This window comes from Microcoleus sp. MOSTC5, from assembly GCF_036701825.1.
Classification (GTDB): domain Bacteria; phylum Cyanobacteriota; class Cyanobacteriia; order Cyanobacteriales; family Microcoleaceae; genus Microcoleus; species Microcoleus asticus.
Map to the genome: position 1 here is coordinate 1 of NZ_JAUBRK010000030.1, position 19136 is coordinate 19136.

At 47.8% G+C, this 19136-nt stretch carries 14 protein-coding genes; 6 read left to right on the plus strand and 8 right to left on the minus strand.

Annotated features, from left to right (window positions below; all coding sequences use genetic code 11):
- Positions 1-104: 104 nt before the first annotated feature.
- The 7 genes from QUA54_RS17710 to cbiD all read right to left on the minus strand — a co-directional run bounded on the left by QUA54_RS17710 (position 105) and on the right by cbiD (position 9476).
- Positions 105-2870, minus strand: coding sequence for a two-partner secretion domain-containing protein (locus QUA54_RS17710; protein ID WP_333415643.1), 2766 nt, complete (start codon positions 2868-2870; stop codon positions 105-107).
- 52 nt (positions 2871-2922) lie between these two features.
- Complete coding sequence (locus tag QUA54_RS17715) at positions 2923-3525, minus strand: hypothetical protein (RefSeq protein ID WP_333415644.1); 603 nt, start codon at positions 3523-3525, stop codon at positions 2923-2925.
- Positions 3526-3639: 114 nt separating this feature from the next.
- A complete protein-coding gene (locus QUA54_RS17720; RefSeq protein WP_333415645.1) occupies positions 3640-5661 on the minus strand; it encodes a ShlB/FhaC/HecB family hemolysin secretion/activation protein in 2022 nt (673 codons plus the stop codon).
- A gap of 199 nt (positions 5662-5860) precedes the next feature.
- Positions 5861-6043: a hypothetical protein gene (locus tag QUA54_RS17725; protein WP_333415646.1), complete on the minus strand. Its 183-nt coding sequence runs from the start codon at positions 6041-6043 to the stop codon at positions 5861-5863.
- 57 nt (positions 6044-6100) lie between these two features.
- Entirely contained in the window at positions 6101-6370 is a 270-nt protein-coding gene (locus QUA54_RS17730; protein WP_333415647.1) for a hypothetical protein, read from the minus strand.
- 35 nt (positions 6371-6405) lie between these two features.
- The gene (guaA, locus tag QUA54_RS17735) at positions 6406-8019 is read right to left on the minus strand and encodes a glutamine-hydrolyzing GMP synthase (protein ID WP_333415648.1); all 1614 of its coding nucleotides are present in this window, start codon (positions 8017-8019) and stop codon (positions 6406-6408) included.
- Between the two features lie 335 nt (positions 8020-8354).
- Entirely contained in the window at positions 8355-9476 is a 1122-nt protein-coding gene (cbiD, locus tag QUA54_RS17740) for a cobalt-precorrin-5B (C(1))-methyltransferase CbiD (protein ID WP_333415649.1), read from the minus strand.
- A gap of 421 nt (positions 9477-9897) precedes the next feature.
- Here cbiD and QUA54_RS17745 point away from each other — a divergent pair, with 421 nt between their 5' ends.
- From QUA54_RS17745 to QUA54_RS17760, 4 genes are all read left to right on the plus strand, one after another.
- On the plus strand, positions 9898-10326 hold the full coding sequence (locus QUA54_RS17745; RefSeq protein ID WP_333204085.1) for a hypothetical protein: 429 nt from the start codon (positions 9898-9900) through the stop codon (positions 10324-10326).
- Between the two features lie 313 nt (positions 10327-10639).
- Positions 10640-12073, plus strand: coding sequence for an MFS transporter (locus QUA54_RS17750; RefSeq protein WP_333415650.1), 1434 nt, complete (start codon positions 10640-10642; stop codon positions 12071-12073).
- A gap of 633 nt (positions 12074-12706) precedes the next feature.
- A complete protein-coding gene (locus tag QUA54_RS17755) occupies positions 12707-15508 on the plus strand; it encodes a phospholipase effector Tle1 domain-containing protein (protein ID WP_333415651.1) in 2802 nt (933 codons plus the stop codon).
- A gap of 247 nt (positions 15509-15755) precedes the next feature.
- Positions 15756-16958, plus strand: coding sequence for a catalase (locus QUA54_RS17760; RefSeq protein WP_333415652.1), 1203 nt, complete (start codon positions 15756-15758; stop codon positions 16956-16958).
- Positions 16959-17230: 272 nt separating this feature from the next.
- Here the strand turns inward: QUA54_RS17760 and rpsD are convergent, their stop codons facing one another.
- Entirely contained in the window at positions 17231-17839 is a 609-nt protein-coding gene (rpsD, locus tag QUA54_RS17765) for a 30S ribosomal protein S4 (RefSeq protein WP_172190738.1), read from the minus strand.
- A gap of 196 nt (positions 17840-18035) precedes the next feature.
- Here rpsD and QUA54_RS17770 point away from each other — a divergent pair, with 196 nt between their 5' ends.
- Both QUA54_RS17770 and QUA54_RS17775 read left to right on the plus strand, forming a co-directional pair.
- The gene (locus QUA54_RS17770) at positions 18036-18662 is read left to right on the plus strand and encodes a hypothetical protein (protein WP_333415653.1); all 627 of its coding nucleotides are present in this window, start codon (positions 18036-18038) and stop codon (positions 18660-18662) included.
- 109 nt (positions 18663-18771) lie between these two features.
- Positions 18772-19119 (plus strand): rhodanese-like domain-containing protein, encoded by a 348-nt coding sequence (locus QUA54_RS17775; protein ID WP_333415654.1) that lies wholly within the window; start codon positions 18772-18774, stop codon positions 19117-19119.
- Positions 19120-19136 lie beyond the last annotated feature (17 nt).

Below are 19136 nucleotides of genomic sequence, written 5' to 3' on the forward strand. Positions count from 1 at the left end.
GATGCACCTTACTTGCTCTCCATTTTTGGACACCATACCTAATTTACCACTATTTGAGCCTTAACTGAACCGTATTGGGGTATGATGCGTAAGTCCTGGACTCTCTACTGACGCATCCTACAGGTATTAGTTGCGGGAGTTTGACGTTGACGATTTGTTCCAGTACCTGCGGGGTTATATCCAACTAAAATTAACTCCCCCCGTTCATTTTTAATCCACCCATTAGCCGCCACAATTATCGGCGCAGTTTCCCCGTCCCCGGCCCCAATATTTGGTTGGGACTGTGGCAGTGTTTGCACGGTATTTCCAGAATTTACAGGCGCGGCGGGTTCGACTAAATTAACTCGCACGCTGTCACTATTTAGGGCTTCGCCCGGATTCTCCGGCAAGCCGCCGCGTCCGGTAATTGTGAATTCGCTCGCTCGGCCTCTTTCGCAGGGATTCTGGCCGATTAATGCCGCCGGATCGACAACGTTTTGTGGCAATTCTACTAACCCAGATGTGGGGTCAACATCAGGAGTTACTACTGTCACCGTGCCGCTGAGGGCGGGGTCGGTTTGAGAAATTGCGAGGATGTCGCTGGTAGACAAAAATCGCTGGCTGAAGTCGGCATCGAGAATTTGATCGGGTGTTAATCCAGATTCTACTTGCTGTCTGGTCTGGGATCTCGACCCAAAAATTGCTTGAGAAGAAATGCGTATTACTCCCCCTCCTCCATCTCTCGCATTCGCTGTAATGTCGCTATTTTCTAATCCAGCTAACGTGCCGACATTGAGAGTAATATTGCCGCCGTCGGTATTCTCGGCATTAGTAGTAATTGTGCTATTTCTACGCAGTTGCAATCCCGATGAATCTAATTTAATTTCAGCTCGCTTTCCGGCTTGCGTGTTGGCTTCAATGCTGCCTGTTTCTAAACGGATGTTGTCGGCTTTGATGTTGACGCTGCCTGCATTGTTCCGCAAAATTTCCGCTGTTTGCAGCGGTTGAAAAGTTTGGCTGCTTGCGGTTATTTGGGCGCTGTTTCTGACAGTAACAGACCTAGCTGTGATGTTAATATTGCCTCCCAAACCCCCTTGCGCCCGATCGGTAACTGTTGCGAAAATGCCCGATCGCTCGCTCGGATTTGCGCTGTCACTGCCGGTAATTGTCAGGCGATCGCGCACGTTAATGTTAGCATTGCCCGCGACCGACCTTTGAGCCGGATTCCCCCCAGAAGTCGCCGTTTCCAGCCGAGAACCGTTGCTGAGCGCCAGCGATCGCGCGTTAATGGCAATTTCGCCGCTCCTCCCCAGCACTTCGTCTCCCACGGCGGTGACAATAAAACCGCGATCGAGCGTCACCCCTTCGCGGACGATCGCGGTAACATTTCCCGCATTCCCCCGTCCCGCCGGCCTTTCGCCTTCCGCTTTGCTCGCCCGCGCTACCAGCGCAGCGCCGTTTGTCAAGGAGAGCGATCGGGCTGCTATGCTGACATTTCCGCCGTTCCCCACAGCACCGCTGTCAACTTCCGCTTCGATCCTGCTGCCGCCAGTCAGGGAAACCGCATCTCCCGCGCGCAGGGTAATTTGACCGGCATCTCCCCGTCCCGACGTATTCGTTTGCAGCTTAGCCCCGTCAGCGAGGGAAATTGAGCCGTTGGCGGCGGTAATTCTAATTTTACCGCTGCTGCCGACAACACCGCCGCCGATGTTGGCGACGATCGCAGTTTTGCTGCCGGTCAGCGAAACGCGATCGCGCGCTTCCACAGCTATATTGCCCCCATTGCCTTGACCGGCGGGGTTTTGAGCGTCGGCTTTCCGAACGCCGCTCAGCAGCACGGCATCTGCGCTCACCAACAGAGAACCCGCTCTCACTTCGATCGACCCGGCATTGCCGATACCCCCGCTTTTAACATCGGTTTCCACCCGGCTGCCGGCGCCGGCGATCGCAACTTTATCCGAAGCGTTGATGCTGATACTTCCGGGTACAGCGCCCCCCAAATTGGAACCCGCCAGAACGCCCGCATTCAGAGAGCTCCCGGAGGCAATGTCTAAATTCCGGGCTGCGATCGCAATGCTGCCTCTGCCGCTAGCTGAGACGTTCAGGCTGGCGCGGTTGTTCAGGGATACGTCAGCCCGGGCAGGGCGATCGGGAAAAATCAAGCCATTAGCGCCCAATTCAACTGTTCCCGCAGCCGCCAACCCTCCCACTTCAATTCGGCCGTCAGCAGCAGTCAAACTTCCTGCAGCTGAAATCGTCACTCCTGCCGTTCCCGGTGCGGTATTTTGCCCCCCCACTAAAGCCAAGATTCTGCCGTTTTGTACCTCAAGTTTGCCCCCTGTATTCTGAATCCCTTTTTCCGTTCCCCGAAACTGCAAACCTACAGGAATATTCACAGTTAACAGCGGCGCTGCTTGCGGATTTGCCGCACTAAAATTCGAGCCGTCTCTAAATACCAAACCGCTAGCAGTTGAGGCAAAAAAAGCACCGCCGACATCCAAACGCGCGTTCGGTCCGAAAGCGATACCGTTCGGATTGATTAAAAATAAATTGGCATTTCCCAAAACGCCGACTGTTCCCAAAATATTAGAAGCATTGCCCCCAGTCACCCTGGTCAAAATATTCTCAATTGCAGCGGGATTGGCAAAATAAACTGCTCTGCCATCGCTGACGTTAAATTCTCGAAAACTGTGGAATAAATTAGCACCGCGAACCGCACCCCCGTCTACGCGATCGCCCGGAATTCCTTTAATATCGACATTCGGCGCAACCAGAGAATTTTCTGCCCCTAAAGTCGTGTCTGGAACGAGCTGCGCTGTTGCTGGATTCGAACAGCACAAAGCAGCTAATTCTGCAAAGATTAATGCACTCAAGCCTAAATTTGATTTCATAAATTGGCGATCGACTATTTATCTAATTTTCCGATATTATACTCAACTCAGATCACCTTTCCTCCATCATCCAAACGAGAAAACCCAAGATTTGCTCAACCGGAGGTAGCGGATAATCTGTAAGATCGATCGACACGCATTGCTCTTCTAGCTTAAGAAACCGCCAAACTGTACCGCTAGTAACAGTTCCGTAAATCGTCGAAATCGGCTGTTGCTTTTGTTGGTTAAAGCGTTGAGCCGCCACCATTTCTGCAAGGCATTGTCCTAGAGCGGGTTTCAGGTCTTCTTTCTTAGCTTCCACCAATATAACTGCTGGAGCTTTGATAAATAGTTGCTCCGGGGAACGGCTCAAGAGAAAGTCAACATAACCTGCGAGTTCAGCCTCCGGTTCTACATTAAATTCCTCGCCAGAGAAAACGCTAATCTGTCCTTGAAGTTGGCGTTTTACTTCCAGTAAAACGGGATTGATAATGCCTTCTGAGCGGGCTTTTTCGCTACTCACTGCGATTGCCCAGGGAATCGTTTCTCTGAGAGTATCCTGTAGTAAAGAACTAGGAGTAACTGGGGAAATTTCTGGGAAAAATCGACCCCCTTCAACGATCGTGAGATGGAAAGCTTCTACTGCTTTGCTGATAGTAAATTTACTGTATGGCATAGGTTTATTATTTTCAATGTTATATTATAACACTTCTGAATTACTTTAAGGACTTTCGATGCCGGCACACCCTAAGACTTATGTCTAATAGTGCGCATCTCACCTCAAAAAATCCTAAAAAAGATTGTAAATCACCGAAAAATAAATCCCCTTTTCTTGCCAAGTTCGATCGCTCGACTCGCCCGCATCAATCAGCGGCACTCCGTACTCCAAACGCCCGGTAAATTTGTCGCCCAAACGCAACTGCAAACCCAAACCAGCACCCAGCAAATTATTCTCTTTCGGATTATCATTACCAGAACTGTTCCAGCCCCGCCCGTAATTGACAAACGGCACAACTTGCAGTAGATTTCCGGTCCCGAAACGCGCCACCGGAACTTGCACTTCCGCCGAAAGCAACAGCCCGTTATCTGTCAGCAAAACATCTTGCCGGTATCCCCTCGCGCTGCGGAAACCGCCCAAACCAATTTGCTCTAAAGGCACGAGGGCCCGATTGGCTAACTGCACGTCCGATCGCGCTACAAACAAAGTTTCTGGAGCCAAAAGCCGCACGTATTGCGCCTGTCCCCGCCACGCAAAAAAGCGGCTGTCAGGGGCTTCTGAGTTAATAGTTGCGCCGAAGGCGCCGAGGCCCAAACTGAACTGCGATCGCGCCGCCACAACCGATCGCGGACTCCGCTGCGTCCACTCCTGAAAAAATCTCACAGCCGATACCCGCGTTCTCCCCTCCTCGTCGGCTCCCGGAGACAGGGGTTCGTTGACGCCGAGGAGAGTTGTCTGGCTTTCTTGAAGCGAGCCGCTTATACCTAGTGCGAATTCCTGCGACGCCGTTTGATACAAGGGCTGGCGGTACGCTAGTTCGTACCTGTTTGACTTCCCGACAATCTCCAGCCGATCGAACGGCGGTTCCACCACATCGCTGCCAGTTCTGCCGTAACTCAAGCTGACAGTGCCGTTGCGGGGATTGACCGGCAAAGTATAGTTGATCTCGAAAGCGTTGCTCCCGGTAGTGTTTGTATAATTCACCCTCACTGCGTCTCCCAGCCCGAGGGTGTTGGCTTGGGTGAAATCGACGCCGCGCCGGAAACTGCCGACGCTGGGCGATCGCCCGTTATCCAAAATCAGTTGAGCGCTGAGAGTTCTCGCGGGTTTGACTCTCACTTCAAGTATACTGAGTTCCGGGCGGGAACCCGCTTGCAGTTCCGCAGAGATATTTTGAATCAGCGGATCGAGCTGCAAAAGCTGCAAAGCTTGCAGCAAGCGGTTGGTGTTGAGAGGGCGGCGGGCGGCAAGGGCAATTCTGCTTCTCACATAGTTAGGGTCGAGCCTCCCCGTACCGCTGACGACAATATTTTGCAAACCGCCTTCGACAATTCGCACAGTTACCGCGCCTGCGGACAAATTTTGCCCTGCGGGAATCACCGCCCCAGAATTGATGTAGCCTGCATCGACGTAAAGCTTGGTAACAGCAGCTTCAACTTGCAGCAATTCGGCAAAGGTAAGCGGTTTGTTGGTAAATTCTGCGGTAACTTTAGCTAGTTCTTCGCTGCTGAAAGCTGTATTTCCCACAAACTCGAATTTTTCAACAATAACAGTACCGGGAATATCGGGCGTTTCTGGGGGCGGCAAAGGTGCTGGTACGGGGATATTTAAGGGAGGTTCCGGTGCGGGTTGCGGTGCGGGAATTGGCCGCGGCAGTGGCGGTTCGGGAGCGATCGGATTTGGAAGTTGCTGCGGCAGAGGCCGTTCGGGAACGATCGGATTTGGGAGTTGCTGGGCGGTAATTTCAGGGGCGATCGGTTTTTCTGTCTCGTTTTCAAACCCTACTTGCAAAGGCTTTTCCTGAAGTTCTACTTTTGTGTTTGCCGATATTTCAATATTCTCGCGATCGGAATTCAAATCTTTCTCGCTCTCAGGCAGCTTATCGTTAAATAATTGCGGTGCAACTGAATTCGATATTGCATCTCCTGCACCAGCGGTATCGGTAACAAGAGTCGGATTTGCGATCGCCCCACCCTCTGCTAAAACTTTGAAAGGATTGCCAACAACTGTAAAAATTATCGCTGGCACAATCAGCCGAAAAAGCTGAAAATTTCTCATAGCAAAACTCCACCGCCCCACAATAGTTTCAATCATACAAGACTTATGCGCTAATCCTCAAAAACCCGGTTGATATTAACTTGGGTGGATTTAAGTACAAATAAGGTCTAAAAATATTTCGTGCAACACCAAGCTATCAAAGTTAGAATCTATCGAACGCAAAACCAAGAAGCAAGAAGAAACATCTGGGTTAGCTAATTGCTACAGTCAGGTATTGCAGGCTAATACTCTCAAATTAGTTACAGCCGAAAAGCACAGTTGATTTAACGAGCGCCTTTTTGTTGACGTAATCTGGCGGCGGATCTTGCTGAAAATTTACCGTTCTTCCTGCCACTCGCAGTTGGTTCTGGATGTAATAAGCATTGTCGGGTTCTGCGCCCCGATCCCAATCTTCCCGAGCGAGTGTTTTAGAACCCATAGTTTTGATTTTTAAACCGAACTCAGCAACTAAGAAATAAATAAAACGTCCGATCAGTTATCGGTAAAATTCATGTTCTTCTGAAGGCATCGTAATTTCTAAACTGCCGCGATCGTAGGTAAAATGGGCAGAGTGACTCTCGCCAATTGCTCGGACAATTTGCTGATAGGCTTGCCAATTCAAGTGGTGGAAAATCACCCGTTGTTCGCCGAGCGTTCGGGGTAGATTTAATAATAAAGGAGTAGTTACTATCTGCAACGATCGCTCTCTACAATGAGTTTTAGAGTTAGTAAGTCCTGTAATTAACACAGGACTTACAGACGGCATCTATCCAAATCGAAAATCAATAATCGACAATGGTATTACTCCCACTCGATCGTTCCCGGCGGCTTAGAAGTAATATCGTAAACCACCCGGTTCACCCCCTTAACCTCATTCACAATCCGATTCGAGATCAGTTCCAACAAATCGTAAGGAACCCGCGCCCAGTCAGCCGTCATCCCGTCTTCACTCTTAATAAACCGCAGAACGATCGGGTAAGCATAAGTGCGCTGATCGCCCATCACCCCTACACTGCGAATCGGTAGCAAAACTGCAAAAGCTTGCCAAAGTTCGCCGTACAATCCGTGGCGGTTAATTTCTTGGCGAACAATGAAGTCAGCATCCCGCAAAATATTTAGTCTCTCTGCGGTAACTTCTCCTATAATCCGAATCGCCAATCCCGGGCCGGGGAAAGGTTGTCTGTTCACGATTTCTTCCGGTAGCCCGATCGACCGGCCGACTTTTCGCACTTCATCCTTAAACAGTTTTCGCAGCGGTTCGATCAGCTTAAATCGCAAATCTTTCGGCAAACCGCCTACGTTGTGGTGGCTTTTAATTTTAACAGCAACTCGCTCGCCGCTTTTCGGGTCTGCATTAGTGTCAGCCGACTCAATCACATCAGGATAAAGAGTACCTTGAGCGAGGTAGTCGAAGGGGCCAAGACGCTTCGATTCTTCTTCAAATACGTTGATAAATTCGTGACCTATCCGCTTGCGTTTTACCTCCGGATCGGTAACCCCTTCAAGTTGAGCTAAAAAGCGTTCGCGAGCATTAACATACTCAACGTCAATGTGGAATTGCTCTTTAAATAATTTTACCAACCGTTCCGGCTCCTGCTTGCGCATAAACCCTTGGTCAATAAACATACAGGTAAGTTGGTCGCCGATCGCCTTGTGCAGCAAGAAAGCCAAAGTAGAAGAATCTACACCGCCGGATAAAGCCAGCAAAACTCGTTTATCCCCCACTTGCGCGCGAATTTCGCGAATCGATTGCTCCACAAAAGTAGCAGTAGTCCAAGTCGGTTCGCACTCGCAAATGTGGTAAACAAAATTGCGAATTAAAGCTATTCCCCCGATCGAGTGAACTACTTCTGGATGGAACTGAACGCCGTACAAATTTTTATCGTGGTTAGCAACAGCAGCAGACGGAGTATTGTCCGTGTGAGCGAGGATCTCAAAACCCGACGGCAACTCGGAACAGGAGTCTCCGTGGCTCATCCACATCGTGCTGCCTTCTTCGACATTTGTCAGCAAATCCGTAGGATCGTCAATAAATAGCGATGCCTTGCCGTATTCGGCTAACTTAGCCCGCTCAACCGTTCCTCCGAGCTGCTTTACCATCAACTGCATCCCGTAACATACTCCCAACACCGGTATTCCCAAATTCCAAATTTCTGGGTCGCATTGGGGAGCTCTTTCATCGTATACAGAACTCGGGCCTCCTGAGAGAATAATTCCTTTAGGATTGATAGCTTTTAACTGTTCTGCCGTAGTGCGGTAAGAAATAACTTCTGAATATACTTGAGTTTCGCGAATGCGGCGAGCAATCAGTTCGGAATATTGCGAACCGAAGTCGAGAATCACGATCGTCTGGCGATCTATCTGCTCCAGAAAAGAGTTTGTTAGGACTGATTCAGTTTCTATTTGAGTAGTCACGGTTATTGCGTAATTGCTAATTGCTAATTGGACCGAAAGTAGCGGAGGTATCTGTCGCCGTCTCATTGCAAGACTGAGGAAGGCGAGCAACCATTAGTCGCTAGGAATAAATCTTATTTATACTAGATTGCTGTCAGCGATGTTAGTCGATTAATAGAGTCGAGGGCAAGCATAGATTTAGTTCGATCCTTACCCTAATTAATTGAACTCTTGCGTCAAAAATTTCGTCCCGAAGCAACCTAGTATAATTAAGGTCTAGGGACTAAGAATTATTAATTGTTAAATATTATCCCTGACCGATGTTTTAAACATAATTCAGGGATATTCACACTACATTAACAAATTTGGGTCAGAAATGTATCTCCTATGTCACTTTTAACAATAATTTTGCGATCGCGCCCGAACATCACCGAGCCCACGGGGATGCGCAGATTAGTGTGAGTAAAAATGCAATCCGATGACCGCAAGTCTATTTGTCGGGCGATGTCGCCGTAAATTCGATCGACCCAATTGCTGCCAGTTTGAGCGTCCAAAGCCCGCAATTGTCCGAGAGCATCTTCCGCCGTCGCTGCGGCAAAAATTGCGGAACACGCATCAGCGGGCATTCCAGCTTTAGCACAGTAAGCTGTGAGAATTTCCCTGCGCCCGTCAGCGAGGTGGTGGTGAGTGTGAAAAATTCCCGCCGCCAATTTCATCAGTTTCCCGTGATAGCCAAACAGCAAAATTGACTGCACGCCCTGACATCCTGCTTCTACAAGCAGCGGGCCCAGCCAGTTAGCGGTTTTGACGAGCCGATCGGGATTGATCCCCAGTTGTCGCGCCAAATCCAAGCCGTTTTCGCCGATGCAGAATACTAAAGTGTCAAACAGTTCGGCTTTTTGTTGGAGTTGTTCGCGGTAAACTTCCAACTGTCCGGGGGCGCTCAGGGGTTGAGAAATGCCAGTTGTACCCAGCAGCGAAAGTCCTTCTACCACGCCGAAAGCTTCGTTAGAAGTGCGGGTGGCTAGTTGGCGCCCTGACGGCAGAATCAGGGTGACAGTAATTTTTTCGGACGGTGCGAGTTCTCGGCTCAGATTCGATCGCAGCAGCCGCATCGCGTAATCATAGATTGCCGCTCCTCCACCTGCTTTGTGATGTCCAATTCCCTCGCCGCCAACAATCTGTATTTGTTCCCCCTCTTCCCCTCTCCCCAATTCCACCATTGCCCAAACGGGGGTATTCCGAGTCAGATCGAGATTGTCCCCCGGATCGGAGCGAGTCACGCCCAAAGCGGTACCAGTTTTGAGCACAGATGCCTGCTCGATCGGAATTGCTGCCGTTATTGGGGGTTCCAGTAAATTTACTGATACACTATCTAAAGACTGAATACCATCACGCAAGCACCGCAAAGCTGCAAGTGCAGCGGCACAGGCAAATACTGGCAGTGTATACCCGGATAAAGGTTGAGTTTTGGTCACGCTCAAATTCAGAAATCCGTAAATTTGCCGGCGATCGACATCACGCCTTCACAGTGATACCCCTCAAACATTTAAGTTTGATTCTAGGGTTTGCTATTATCATCAGTTAGCGTAAATTTTGTCAAGTCATTATTTTGTCCTGCCAGTTGCCGATCGCAGCCACACTTTTCTTGAGGTGCGCTCGCCAACAACCGACTCCGAAGCCTTACGGGCACGTACGGGTGATTTCCCTAAACAACCAGGAATCTCGATCGCGAGCGCTGGGACTGACCAACTGATTCCAGGAATTAAGTACAATTACTGTAAACAGGTTCAAAAAAAAGATGGTTACAGCTATCTTGCACAGACGTTGCACCCTTTTTCCTCGCATCTACCCCGTCCTGAGTACAGGTATGGTGAGGGGTTCGCAGGAGGAGGAAAGATGAAGACCGCCACTACCTTCACGGCGTCAGTTGTTTCGGATTCAACCGCTCAACTAGATCCAGAAACCACCGCATCCAACACCATTGTTTTGCAACCCAAGGGCTGCCTCGGCGGCATCGCTGTCCTAGATTTCCAAACCAATTTGGAGCAAGCCTTAGAAACGGCTGCCCTTGGAGTTGTCGTGGATATGCAGCAAGTGGATGCTGTCGCCCCAGAGGCAATTGCCGCCCTGGCCCGAGGGCTGGAGTTAGCAGCTATACTCGGCAAGTCGATCGTCTTACATTCTATAGATTTAGCTAGCCGTAAAGGTTTGAGAGCCGAGTGGAGGATCTCGCGCGAAATTTGCTTTGGCCCTTGGGGGGACTTGTTTGAGGTGGAATTCGAGCAATTTTTGTCAGGCGAAATGCTGCGATCGCTTCCTTGTTAAGCCCTAACACCTAATTTTGTACAATTAGCAAATTTATATCTCCCAAGCGGTTGATGTCTCAGCGATCGCTTGCCCTCTATATTAATAACAATTACCCGGAAGTGCCAGTCTAGCTTTCAAGCTAACATCTTGAAGGCGGGGCTGGTTTTATCTTAATAGGCTAGCTCAGCAATTCCTAGCAGAAATATTAAATTTTTTTGACACCTGCGCATGAAAAATAATTTAATGGCCGGCCAGCCTCAAACCCTTGCCCAACCAAGATTTTGCAATTAATTCTTTAATCTGCGATCTAAAATATAAAATTCTATGACTTATGGTTGAACCAGTTGCAGAGTTAAATCAACCTCTATCTTTCCAGACTCCTGAAATACTAGATAATCAAATATCTCAGCTCGTTCTACCTCCAAAAACAGCTCTCAAAATTTCTAAACAAGACATTCGCTCGACTCTCAAAGCCTCAATTCTGGACGGCGTTTTTGCCAGTATCTTCGAGTCGGCGACCGCCGGCGTGCTGCTGAGCAACTTCTTGCTGCAACTCGGTGCCAGCAGCGTGGAAATAGGTATATTCTCTGCTATTCCGATGGTGGTAAATCTCCTGCAACCATTAGGAGCATACATCGCAGACCGCACAACCAGTCGCTACTGCTACAACCTAGGGATATTCGGCGTGTCTCGGCTGCTGTGGCTGGTGCTGGCGGTGGCAATTGTTTGGAGTTCCCAGCACGCAGACTCCCACCAACTGCTGCTGTGGACGCTGGCAACCGTCCTAGCAGCTAGCGTGCTAGGAGCTTTTGCCAGTGCTAACTGGTTTAGTTGGCTTGCCGCCGTCGTTCCTCAACGTTTGCGGGGACGCTATTTTGGCTTTCGCAACAGTGCTACGAGCTTGATTAGTTTGCTGGGAGTGCCGCTCATGGGATTGTCCGTGTCAACTTGGGGCGCAGATCCAATTTTGGGCTACGGTGTTGTTTTGTTGGTGGGTGTTTTGGCGGGAATGATTAGTTTGGGGTGTCAATTCTTCATGGTTGATGTGAATCCGCAGGTATACAAAAAATATGCACAGAGCGATCGACTTACAGAGAAAAAAGAAAAGCAAATAACAGATTTTGTGCCTTCTGTGTTCAAAGATTCTAATTTCTTAATGTTTATTCTTTACTTCAGCATCTGGACATTTGCAGTTAATCTCAGCGCGCCTTTTTTTAATATCTACCTGCTGAAAGAATTAAGCTTGGATGTAAGTTTGGTAACGATTTACACCAGCTTGAGTTCCGGGGCAAATCTACTGCTGCTGATGTTTTGGGGCAAGTTGGCCGATCGCTTGGGAAATCGCCCCCTGCTAATTGCGGTGGGGCTGGTGGTGGCGATAACGCCTTTGCTGTGGTTGGGTACGGGCAATTACCCGTTTGCGGTTTGGGTGTGGCTGCCGCTGCTGCACTTGCTGGGGGGAACGACTTTAGGGGCGATCGGCTTGTGCACTAACAATATTCAAATGGAGATAGCGTCGATCGAGCAACCCTCGACTTATTTTGCGATCGCCGCAGCAGTTTCGGGATTAGCTGGGGCTTTGGGAACTACTGCCGGCGGGTTTGTTGCCGAACTTCCCGGCATGAGTTTGGGAGCACTCTTTGCCCTCTCGGCTGCTGTGCGCCTGATTGGCCTTCTGCCTTTGGTTTTGGTGCGAGAACCCCGCAGCCAGTCGCTGCGGTCGATCGTCCCTACTTTTGGACGCTTCAAATTAGACCGGGGCTAGAAAATTTTCGCACAAATTTATCGATCGAGAAACCAGAAAAGCCCACAGATTGTTAAAAACTTCAAGCACATCGCAGAAAATCTGAGAGTCGCTGCAACAAATTTTCATCCAAAACACAGTCCAAACCTGCTATGGGTGTGGTTAATACGTCACCATTATCTTGCAGATAACTTACAACTCGATCGGATATAGCTGTTCTCAAAACTGACCAGGCAGAGCGTAAATGTGTTTAAATGTTTGTTAGCTATGGCATCAGATCGTTACTCCTGTTAGGAGAATCAAGCATTTTCCCAGAACCAAAGCTACTATTTCACACTCTAAATTTTTTACTTTTTAAGAGAATCAAGCCTTTTCCCAGAACCAAAGCTACTATTTCACTCTGTAAACATTTTAATTTAAGAAATATAAATAAAATTAACATTTTAATACAGCCAACTAGACTATAGGGTGTTTTGGGACTAATATCCTGAGAATCGAAATAGCTAAAGATTGCCCAGCCACATAACAATTTCAAGCCAAAAATTAGCAGGGAGCGCCTGACGCGACAGAAAAACGCGAATTGGCAATTCTCTTGTAACCGATTACCAATGACAGCTCGCTATCAAATTTCCGATTCAAAGAGAGAATGTAAATATGAAACGTCTGATCGTTTGCTGTGATGGAACTTGGAACAAACTAGATACTGAGTGCCCAACTAATGTGCTTAAGCTTGCCCAGGCAGTGACACGAACAGCCAGTGACGGGGTTCCGCAGATCGTGTTTTATGACGAGGGAATTGGAGTCGACAGTAACAAGATTGTGGGCGGAGTCACTGGGCTGGGAATCGATAAAAATATACAAGATGCCTATCGTTTTCTTTCTCTCAACTACGATCGCGGTGACGAAATCTATCTATTCGGGTTCAGTCGCGGTGCTTACACAGTCAGGAGTCTAGCGGGGATGATCTATTGCTCCGGTCTCCTGTCCCGCCGTTATATTACCAAGGCATCACAAGCTTACGAGCTTTACCGTGACCGAGGCGTTAAACCAAATGATGACCAAGCAAAGCGTTTCCGCAAAGATTACGGCAAAGATAACGGCGATAGCGTCCCGATTACCTTGCTCGGTTGTTTCGACACCGTTGGAGCCCTTGGTATTCCTCTTGTACCCGTCTTGAAGAAGTATGAAGAACCGCTCAAAAAAAGGTACAAATTCCACGACACCACTTTAAATAAGGATATTGAGAATGCGTTGCACGCGGTTGCGATCGACGAAATTCGCGAAGTCTTTGATGTTACCCTGATGAAGAAAAATCCTGATGCCCCGAAGCAGAAGCTTCGTCAAGTTTGGTTTCCAGGCGAGCATGGCTGCATCGGCGGTGGTACGCCAGCATACCGCGGGTTATCAGATACTGTCTTGAAGTGGATGTTGGATCAACTCAGTGACCTTGAATTGAAGCTTGAATTCGAGCCAGAGGCCATTAAGGATATCCAGCCTAATTATAAGGCTCCATTTCAAAACAATCCTGGGTTCTTCAAATTGGCAGGAATCAAGTGGCGCGATGTGGGGGATACCATTGACGATCTTCATGAAAGCGCGATCGAGCGTTTTCAAAGCGTAGACATCCCGTACCACCCCAAGAATCTAGAACCGCTTTTATCTAATAAACCCTTAAAACTAATTGCAGAGCATAAAGAAGACTCGATCGAGATCCCGGCGGAATTGAGCCGTGGCAATCAATCAAATCTACAAGAACCCAAAGGAAAAACCATATCCAATCTACAACAACCAAAACGAGAAACAATAATGCCTTCAAAAAGAGACACCTCAAGAGACGGGCAGAAAAACAAAATCGAGACTTTGCTTTTAACTAACTTCAAGCCGCTTTGGAACTTCATTCAAAGCAACGAGGGGCTTAGCAAAAAAGTGAACAAAACCCTGATTAACAATGCCGTCATAAAAATTCCGACTCGCCCCTATCCGTTTAGTACCATGTCTCCCTACAGCTCTTGGGAGTCATTAAACGATCGCACTTATTCGGGACTTCATCTACCGCCTAATGATTGGAAGCCTTTAACAAATAAAAACTACATAGGGGTTAATTTAAGCCCCACAGAGAATTTTGAAAAGAATCTCCCGCCTATTAAGGATTTGGAGGTATTGTACCGCAAAAAAGGAGGAAAGACGAAATATTCTGCCAAATCCTCTCTTATGTTCCCCTATTTCGTGCAATGGTTTACCGACAGTTTCCTGCGAACAGATCGACTGGATCACCGCAAAAATAGCTCCAACCACCACATCGATCTGTGTAACGTCTATGGGTTGAACGCAAATATTACTAAGCTGCTGAGGTCTCATCAAGGAGGCAAGCTAAAAAGCCAAATTCTCAATGGCGAAGAATATCCTCCTTTTTACTATGATGAGAACGGACAGCCTAAGGAAGAATTCCTTGGAATTCCCCATCAAATAGTCGGTGAATACGACGAAAAGAAATCGGATAAACTACCCCCTGAAAAGAGACAGAAATTATTTGCTATGGGGATAGAGTTAGAGCGGGTCAATGTACAAATTGGCTATGTAATGCTCAACGTTCTTAGCTTAAGAGAACATAATCGCGTATGCGACCTTTTGGCAAAGAATTATCCAACTTGGGATGATGAACGCCTTTTCCAAACCGCCAGAAATATCGTGATGGCAGAGTTTCTGAAAATTGTGCTAGAGGATTATATCAACCACATTACTCCCTATCACTTCCAATTCTTCGTCGATCCCCCAGCATTTATTGATGAAAAATGGTATCGCACCAATTGGATGTCAGTAGAATTTACTTTAGTTTATCGTTGGCATAGTATGCTGCCCGATAAGCTAATTCATGACGGGAAAGAAATGTCTATGCCCGAGTCGATGTGGAACAATGATATGATCATTAACAAGGGTTTGGGAGCTATATTTGAAGAAACTTGTTCCCAACCAGCAGCGCAATTGGGTTTATTCAATACGCCTGATTTCCTAATTCCAACCGAAACCGCCAGCATTCGTGCAGGTCGTGCAGCCAAATTAAGAACCTACAACGATTACCGCGAACTGTGCAAGTATCCGCGGGTGACCGATTTCAATCAAATTAGTGGCGATGAAGATGTCCAAAAAGAATTGAAACGATTGTACGGTCACGTAGACAACATTGAGTTGTATGTGGGACTTTACGCAGAAGATTTGCGGCAAAATTCAGCCTTACCTCCTTTAGTCGGACGACTGATAGGAATTGATGCCTTTTCTCAAGCTTTCACCAATCCTCTATTAGCCGAAAATGTCTTCAATCCCGAAACTTTTTCACCTGTAGGTTGGGAAGAGATTATGAATACCAAGACCCTCTCCCAGGTGCTGAACCGTAATGTTCCTCGCGGTAAAGAGTACAAAGTTTCTTTTTATAATGAGGGTGGGAAACCATCTAAATGATCTGACAGAACACGAGGGGAGTGGGTTTACAAATTGTAAATTGTACGCCTTTCTTTCCAATGTATAACTCTAGTTCAATTAGAGCCGACAGTCGTCGCAGTGGTGAGTTGTTCGCGGTTTAAAGGATGACGCAATGAACCGCGAACAACTTAAATCTGAGAACCCTCGACATCCCGTTAAAAGTCAGGTAAATTAGAAGAGAAAATGCCAACCCTTATCGCCACAATCAGCTTTTAAAAGGTTATTTATGAGCAAGAAGCTATTTACCGAATATCCCGAACAGGACGAACGCAAATACTACGATCTTTTGGTTGAGCAGGCCAAGCTTCGGATGGATAATCTGTACGGGGATAAGGAGCGGGCGCTGCGAGATACTCACGCCAAAACTCATGCGTGCGTTAAAGGAACTCTGGAAATTTTTGACTTCGATCAGCAAGCGATTAAACAGGAATTGGGAAAACGCGCTTCGTTAACTTCTTCGCAACTCAATGCTATTTCCCTTAAGCAAGGTTTGCTAGCAAAACCCAAAGAATATCCTGTTTGGTTGCGATTTGCTAACGGGGCTACCAAAGTATACCCTGATTACCAAAAAGATTCGCGCTCAATCTCAGTGAAAGTGATGGGGGTGGAAGGGGAACGACTGGCGCAAAGCCACGAGTCAAAAACCCAGGACATCATTGTTCACAATTCAGAGATATTTGTGAGCCAAACCATCAAAGACTACTACGGCTTTTTTTCTGCTCTGGTTGAATCACCAGAGACATTGAAAAAGTGGCTAATACGACATCCCAGACACTTTTTAGCTGTCTCGACGCTTACGGGTAGCCGGACTCCGAAGAGTTTGCTAACAGCCAAATATTGGAGCGGTTCACCCTCTGCTTTGGGTCTCAATCCCGATTTCGATCCCTCCCAGCCTGGTCTAGTTCCTGTCGAATATCCTGCTGTAATTAAGTATGGGTTTACTCCGGTTTCATGCAAACCACCGCACGAGATAATTCCAGAACAATCTCGACCGGGAATTCCTAAAATTCCCTTTGTCGATCGCGCTAAAGCCTTGGGTTTAGATCCCAAACAACCAGACAATTATTACCGGAACGATCTAATTCAAGCTTTGGCGAAACCTGATGCCCAATATTGGTGGGATTTTGGCATCCAGTTCCAAACCAGCCTAAAAATGCCGATCGACGATGGCATCAATGTCTGGAAGGAACAGGAATCACCCTTCTTGAGAGTAGGTCGTCTCACTGTCAAGCATCAGATTATTGATTATGAAAAACAATCTGATTTCAACGAAAACCTGAGATATTCTCCCTGGAACGGCTTAGCAGTTCATCGTCCAGTAGGTGCGATCAATCGGATACGCGGTGTTGTTTACCCCGTTGTAGCAAATTATCGCCTTCAAAAGCGAGGTCTTGTCCACCAAGAACCAACCGGAAAAGAAACTTTTTAAGGTAATAATTTGAGGCTGGGACATCATTTAATGCCATCAGGCAGGTGTCGTCTGAGCAAATGGCAACTCAAAGAAGTTAACAAGCGAAACCTTCAAAAAATCCCATCCCTTTTTAGGGGGTGGGAGTGTTGAAAATTATTAATTCTTAGTCCTCAGTCCTTAGTCCTCATTATTCAGTAGCAATTAATCAATAACTGGGTTCGTACCCAATTATTAATTATTCTGCTAGCAACCAACTGATGACTAATGACCAGCGACTGATGACTAATAACTTAAGCTTGCCGTGAGTAGTATTCCACCACTAGCAGTTCGTTAATCTGTAGAGCAATCCACTCGCGTTCGATAACGCCATTAACTTTGCCAACCAGTTTTTGCTTATCAAATTCCAAGTGATTGGGCAAGTGAGCCAAGCCTGGGTCTTTGAGATTAGCTTCTACCATTGTGCGCGAGCGCTCTCTATTTTTCACCGCAACTACATCACCAGGCTTGCACTGATAGCTGGCGATATTGACTTCACGGTCGTTGACAGTTATGTGACCGTGATTTACCAATTGTCTAGCGGACGGAATGGTTGGAGCCATTCCCATCCGAAACACAGTATTGTCCAAGCGCATTTCCAAAAATTGCAGTAACACTTGACCTGTGGAGCCCGTGACACGGCGGGCTTTGCGGACGTAACGGAGCAGTTGGCGTTCCGTCACACCGTAATTGAAACGGAGTTTTTGCTTTTCTTGCAAGCGAACCGCATACTCAGAGAGCTTTTTGCGGTTTTGACCGTGCTGTCCAGGCGGATAATCTCGTCTGGGGGTTTTGCGGGTTAGACCCGGCAACTCTTTCAGGCGACGGACGATTCTCAATCGGGGGCCTCGATATCGAGACATTTATTTTCCTCTCTAATATCTGTATGCAATTTTATGCAGACTCTATATTATATGTTGGTAACGATCAAAATTCCAACAAAGATCGATAAAAAAACGATCGACCGCAGGGCGATCCATCATGTGCGGTAAATTCTGAAGGAAAAGCCGATCGCTCGATCGCCCCAATCAGCCAAAAAAACTCACTACTCGATCTGCCATGCACAACCGCAATTTTTCCCGAACTTCTTCCTCAAAGCCAGCACCGACAGGCTCAAGCCCTACCGGGCGCTGGATATTGGCTCTCGGCACGCAGCTAGCAGCACTCGGTTTGTTGGCAACAGCACTGCCAATCTCGCCAGCATCAGCTATCACTATTAGAATCCCTCGCAATAGGAATCCCTATCGCGTCTGCGCCCTGGAACTAATCGAAGCCGGAGTGGGGGCAGAGGCAGCCGCCTCCGCTTGTGCTGACGCCCTCCGCCCCCGCGACATATCTAAATGCGCTCTCCAAATAAACCGCAAAACCAATATTTCTGGTGTCGAAGCGCTCTCTAGCTGTCGGCGGGTGAGGCGTCCCGCCGAATTGGCTACTTGCGTAGTGAATATTAACGGCAAAACTCGAACTCAACCTGCGGCTCCCCTGTTAGTGCTCGATGGGTGTCGCCGCAGTTTATTGCCACAACAGTTTGCTGAATGCGTAGTCGGTTTGAGCGGCAGGCTCGAATTTCCCACTGACAGGTTAATCGCCACTTGTCTGGACCCGAGGGACACAGTGAGCTTGGACGGGCGTCCTGCACCTACTCCTCCTGTGGAGCTAATTTCACCGCCTTCGCTGCCCAATTAATCACTGTTAACAGTTGGCTGTTGACTGTTAACTGTTGACTGTTGACTGTTAACTGTTGACTGTTGACTGACTAATGGCTAATGACTAATGACTACTTTTTTATAATCAAATGTCAGAAATTTTTGCTCAAATTACAGTCGAAGAATTAGGTCGCCAATTAGCAGAAACCAATGCTGAGAAATTTCAGCTTGTAGACGTGCGGGAACCTGACGAAATTGAACTCGCGGCGCTGCCGGGATTTGTAGCTTTTCCGCTGAGCGAGTTTGCCGAATGGTCCGGTGAAATTGACACTAGACTCGATCGCGACAAAGAAACCCTAGTTCTGTGCCATCACGGAGTGCGATCGGCTCAAATGTGCCACTGGCTAGCCGAGCGAGGATTTACCAACGTTAAAAATATCGTTGGCGGTATCGATGCTTACTCAATGGTGGTCGATCGAAGCGTTCCCCGCTATTAACCTCAAATCCAGTCCTT

Excerpts from the sequence above, each read along its gene's own strand:
- QUA54_RS17710 (WP_333415643.1), bottom strand. The coding sequence starts at position 2,870 with ATGAAATCAAATTTAGGCTTGAGTGCATTAATCTTTGCAGAATTAGCT.
- QUA54_RS17715 (WP_333415644.1), bottom strand. The coding sequence starts at position 3,525 with ATGCCATACAGTAAATTTACTATCAGCAAAGCAGTAGAAGCTTTCCAT.
- QUA54_RS17720 (WP_333415645.1), bottom strand. The coding sequence starts at position 5,661 with ATGATTGAAACTATTGTGGGGCGGTGGAGTTTTGCTATGAGAAATTTT.
- QUA54_RS17725 (WP_333415646.1), bottom strand. The coding sequence starts at position 6,043 with ATGGGTTCTAAAACACTCGCTCGGGAAGATTGGGATCGGGGCGCAGAA.
- QUA54_RS17730 (WP_333415647.1), bottom strand. The coding sequence starts at position 6,370 with ATGCCGTCTGTAAGTCCTGTGTTAATTACAGGACTTACTAACTCTAAA.
- QUA54_RS17745 (WP_333204085.1), top strand. The coding sequence starts at position 9,898 with ATGAAGACCGCCACTACCTTCACGGCGTCAGTTGTTTCGGATTCAACC.
- QUA54_RS17750 (WP_333415650.1), top strand. The coding sequence starts at position 10,640 with ATGGTTGAACCAGTTGCAGAGTTAAATCAACCTCTATCTTTCCAGACT.
- QUA54_RS17755 (WP_333415651.1), top strand. The coding sequence starts at position 12,707 with ATGAAACGTCTGATCGTTTGCTGTGATGGAACTTGGAACAAACTAGAT.
- QUA54_RS17760 (WP_333415652.1), top strand. The coding sequence starts at position 15,756 with ATGAGCAAGAAGCTATTTACCGAATATCCCGAACAGGACGAACGCAAA.
- rpsD (WP_172190738.1), bottom strand. The coding sequence starts at position 17,839 with ATGTCTCGATATCGAGGCCCCCGATTGAGAATCGTCCGTCGCCTGAAA.
- QUA54_RS17770 (WP_333415653.1), top strand. The coding sequence starts at position 18,036 with ATGCACAACCGCAATTTTTCCCGAACTTCTTCCTCAAAGCCAGCACCG.
- QUA54_RS17775 (WP_333415654.1), top strand. The coding sequence starts at position 18,772 with ATGTCAGAAATTTTTGCTCAAATTACAGTCGAAGAATTAGGTCGCCAA.